Origin of the sequence: Aliiglaciecola litoralis, assembly GCF_039523355.1 — a bacterium.
Taxonomy (GTDB): domain Bacteria; phylum Pseudomonadota; class Gammaproteobacteria; order Enterobacterales; family Alteromonadaceae; genus Aliiglaciecola; species Aliiglaciecola litoralis.
Genome location: NZ_BAAAFD010000038.1, coordinates 1 through 1,342 on the forward strand (window position 1 = coordinate 1; position 1,342 = coordinate 1,342).

Below are 1,342 nucleotides of genomic sequence, written 5' to 3' on the forward strand. Positions count from 1 at the left end.
TGTGCCAAAGTAAATCACCTAACAAGTTAGTCAAGTTCGCCCAGCAAGCTGGGCTGGGACGCATACTCGTTGGCTGGCGCTTCGCGCAGTTTAGCCAACAAGTCTGCGCCCCTTACTAAAGCGTTATGTGCCAAGAGGTTGATTTGAAAATACTGATTACTTTATTAACCCTGTTAGCCCTTAGCTCATGTGCTGTTATCAATGAAGATTTTTACTTCCCAAGCGCAGACGGCGGCTCTGTTGAGAAGGAGTCCTGTAGAGGAGAGGTCGGCGCAGATAACACTCTGGTATTGAACTTCAAGGATGTAATTGCCAAGTTTTCAATTCGTATATATGGAGAGAAGCGCTTTTTCTCTGTTACATTCACAGTGCCAGAAGGCTCTGAGGTGATTTGGCCACAACAAGCCATTATTGCAGTCGCTGAAGATAAAAATATTGATTTAACTATAAGTTCCTTTGCTCGGGTTGTAAGCCGAGGCGATGATTATCAAACAGCCGAGTATCATGCTGGGTCTATCATGAAAAATAATTCAGATAATATAGAAGATGAGTACTTTGAATCTATCTTGTTACCTACCACGGATTTTAAAGTGCTAACGATCGAAAACCTCAACATAATAATAAACGGGGAAAAATTATCTGTACCAAGCATGCGTTTCGAAAAATCAAGCGGTTATTTTTTGCATCCACTAAATTGTTAGCAATGGCACATAACAAGTTGCCTAAGTTCGCCGCAAACAACGCGGCTGGGACAAATACTCACTGGGCTTCGCCCAACAACGTTCGCATTTGCCCCTTGGCAAAGCGTTATGTGAATTTGCGTGAATGTGTACTTAAACCCCCAATGCGGATAAGAAATTTTTGAGATTGTTTATTGGCTTTGTATTTATTGTTGTATCTATTTCATTAGGTTATGAAATTTACACTGGGGATGCTTTCGTAAAAAGTGGCGGTGGTAACATTAATAAAGAACCCACATTTTTTTACTTTACGATTACTTTCGAAGGGGTTGTATGGCTAAGTCTTCTTATATGTTTATTTTTGCCGGAACAGAAGCTCAAACTTTTAAATAATTGGTTAGCAAAATTAGACTCTAAACATGATGACAATAAATGAACATTCACATAACAAGCTGCTCAAGTATGCAGCAAAAAACGCTGCGGGACAGTTGCTCGCTGGCTTCGCCAACAACACTCGCAACTGCCCCTTAGCAGGGCGTTATGTTTTTAGCTCTAATGTAGAGTTAATTTAACTGAATGTGAGTTCACTATGAATAGTTGGCTTTTAGATCTTAACAAACTAAAAAGGAAGCATAAGCTATTTGGTTTCTTTTTAACTATTT

2 protein-coding genes are annotated in these 1,342 nt (G+C 39.8%); both read left to right on the forward strand.

Annotated features, from left to right (window positions below; all coding sequences use genetic code 11):
• Window positions 1-143: 143 nt before the first annotated feature.
• Window positions 144-701 (forward strand): hypothetical protein, encoded by a 558-nt coding sequence (locus ABD036_RS19050; protein WP_343862776.1) that lies wholly within the window; start codon window positions 144-146, stop codon window positions 699-701.
• 160 nt (window positions 702-861) lie between these two features.
• Complete coding sequence (locus tag ABD036_RS19055) at window positions 862-1,116, forward strand: hypothetical protein (RefSeq protein WP_343862778.1); 255 nt, start codon at window positions 862-864, stop codon at window positions 1,114-1,116.
• The last annotated feature ends 226 nt before the right edge of the window (window positions 1,117-1,342 follow it).